The sequence below is a fragment of the Pseudescherichia vulneris genome (genome assembly GCF_902164725.1).
Classification (GTDB): Bacteria; Pseudomonadota; Gammaproteobacteria; order Enterobacterales; family Enterobacteriaceae; genus Pseudescherichia; species Pseudescherichia vulneris.
In genome coordinates this window covers 1,002,576-1,005,202 of record NZ_LR607338.1, presented here as the reverse complement: position 1 = coordinate 1,005,202, position 2,627 = coordinate 1,002,576, and the positions used below count along the sequence as shown (strand labels likewise).

At 62.2% G+C, this 2,627-nt stretch carries 3 protein-coding genes; 1 reads left to right on the top strand and 2 read right to left on the bottom strand.

The window, feature by feature from the left end:
* Positions 1 to 37: 37 nt before the first annotated feature.
* Positions 38 to 949, top strand: coding sequence for a LysR family transcriptional regulator (locus FN633_RS04030; protein ID WP_154056838.1), 912 nt, complete (start codon positions 38 to 40; stop codon positions 947 to 949).
* Here FN633_RS04030 and FN633_RS04025 read toward each other — a convergent pair.
* Together FN633_RS04025 and FN633_RS04020 are read right to left on the bottom strand one after the other, a co-directional pair.
* Positions 917 to 1,948 carry a cytochrome d ubiquinol oxidase subunit II gene (locus FN633_RS04025; protein WP_154056837.1) on the bottom strand — a complete coding sequence of 344 codons (1,032 nt, stop codon included), beginning with the start codon at positions 1,946 to 1,948 and terminating at the stop codon, positions 917 to 919. The genes FN633_RS04030 and FN633_RS04025 overlap by 33 nt on opposite strands.
* A partial coding sequence (locus FN633_RS04020; RefSeq protein ID WP_154058820.1) for a cytochrome ubiquinol oxidase subunit I occupies positions 1,941 to 2,627 on the bottom strand: 687 nt, incomplete at its 5' end. The genes FN633_RS04025 and FN633_RS04020, both read right to left, overlap by 8 nt.

The window sequence follows — 2,627 nt, the reverse complement described above, 5'->3', positions numbered from 1 at the left end:
AAATGACTCCGGCCTGGTAGCGAAAGAGAACAAGAGCATGATTCGCCTTGAAGATGTGACGCTGTTTGTGCGCGCCGCGGCGCTGGGAAGCTTCTCTAACGCCGCCCGGGAGGCCGATCTGCTCCCGGGTCAGGTAAGCGCTGCCGTACATCGGCTGGAGCGCGATCTTGATAAGCGCCTCTTCGCGCGCTCTACCCGTAGCCTGCGGCTGACGGCGGAGGGGGAGAAGTATCTGCCGTTTGCTCAAGAGCTGCTGGCCGTGGTGCAGGCCGGAGAGGAGAGTCTGCACAGCGGCAATGACGAGCTACAGGGCGAGTTGAAGGTCGCGATGCCGTCGGATATTGGGCGCAACGTTCTGCTGCCGCTCATTACCCGCTTCTGCGACCAGCACCCGAAAATCACGCTGCGGCTCTCGCTCTCCGATCAGGTCAGCGATATCTTTCGCGATCCGGTGGACGTTGCCATTCGCTACGGCGTGCTGGATAACAGCAGCTACGTGGCGCTACCGCTGGCGGAAAAAAACCGCCGCGTGCTGGCCGCCTCTCCGGCCTACCTTGAAAAGCATGGACGGCCAACCAGCCTTGACGAAGTGACGCAGCATCACTGCCTGCTGTTTACCATGAACAGCCACGTCTACGATAAGTGGAGCTTTCCTGAGAACGGTACCCGCCGCCAGCTGACGGTCAAGAGCCGCCTGCTCTGTGACGACGCCGATGTCGCAAGGCGCTGGGCCGTAGAGGGCATGGGCATTGTCTACAAGTCGTGGATCGACATCAGCGCTGACGTGCAGGCCGGACGGCTGGAGATACTACTGCCCGAGCATCCGGGAGAAGCCGCACCGCTCAATCTCATCTGTCCGCACCGCAAGCAGTTCTCTCCCGCGATTCGCCAGCTGCACAGCACCCTGCGAGAGCACTTAACGGCGATCGTCGCCCTGCTTCCCTGTTGATAACGACGCAGACGCTGCGTGGATTTTGCCACGGAAGATCCAGAAGCCCCAGCTGTTGTAGATAAGCGTAATTGGCACAAATGTGCCGAAGGCGATAAGCATCAGCTTTTGCGTAGCGGGCGGTGCGGCGGCCTGGGTCAGCAGCAGGCCGGGCGGCAGAATGAACGGAAACACCGCCAGCAGCATGCCGCCAAAGGCGGCGCAAAAGAGCGTCAGCGCCATGACCAGCGGCAAGAATTCGCGTTTGCGGCGCAGCGTGACGATTAGCCCCGCCAGCGCCAGCAGTGCGATAAGCGCCAGCGGCCCGCTGTAGCGCCATGCCAGCAAATGCAGCCGATAATTCTCATGCAGCTGCGTGGTCCAGATAACCAGCCCAGCCAGCAGCGCGGCGGTAATCAGCGCAAGCCGCAGCGCCTGTCGTTGGCCCCAGACGGCCAGCTCGCCTTCGCAGCGCCACACCAGCCAGCAGGCACCGAGCAGCGCATACCCCACGGTGAGTGAAACCGCGCAGTAGAGTGAAAACGGTGAAAGCCATGCCAGAGGGCCGCCGGTGAACTGTGCGCCGTTATGCGCTATGCCCTCAATCCATGCGCCCATCGTTGCGCCCTGGCTTAGCGATACCATCCAGGAGCCGCCGATAAACAGCGCGTCGAACAGCGCAGGGTGCTGATGGCGAAACTCTATGGCCATGCCGCGCACGATCAGCGCCAGCAGCATGATATAGACCGGCAGATAGAGGGCGCTGTAAAGGATGCTGAAGGCGACCGGGAAAAGCGCCAGCATCGCCCCTGCGGTCAGCACCAGCCAGGTTTCGTTCCCGTCCCACACCGGCAGAAGAGAGATGTTCATCTGCTGGCGCGCCTGCGAGGACTGAAACGGCGTGAGGAGGCCGACGCCGAGATCGGTCCCATCCAGCACCACGTAAACCAGCACGCCGAAGGCCAGGGCGATGGCGCTAAGCAGCGTTAACGGTGGCATTGAAAGGATAGCCTCAAGCATCGTAGCGTCCCCTTATGCTCTGCGGGGTGATCCCACGTCCGGTCTGCTCTGCCACTTCCGCATTCGGCTCTCTTTCATTGTGTGACGGCGGCCTGCCAAGCAGGCGCAGCAAAAACCACAGCCCGATGGCGAAGATAAGCAGATACACGATCAGGATGGCAAAAAACGAGGTCAGCACCAGCGAGGGAGCCACGGGGGAGACGCTGTGCGCGGTGCGCAGCACGCCGTAAACCGTCCAGGGCTGTCGTCCGGTCTCGGTCACAAACCACCCGGCGAGCATGGCGAAAAAGCCCGCGGGTGCCATCCATACCATGCCGCGCTGCAGCCTGCGAGACGTCCATAGCCTGCCGCGCAGGCGTGCGACCAGCCCGGCCACGCCGAAAAAGAGCATCAGCAGCCCAAGCCCCACCATCGCGCGAAACGCAAAGAACACGCCGGGCACCCAGGGGAGTTCATCGCGCGGATACTGATTCAGGCTGTGAATAGTGCCGGTGAGGTTGTGGCGCAGATAGAGCGAGCCGATATTCGGAATGGCCAGTTCAAAATGGTTGCGCTGCGCCTGCATATCCGGAATGGCGAAAAGCCGCAGCGGCTCGCCTTCTCCGGGCGGCGGCGGGTTCCAGCTGCCCTCCATCGCCGCCAGCTTCACCGGCTGGTGGTCGCGCGTGTTTTCACCATG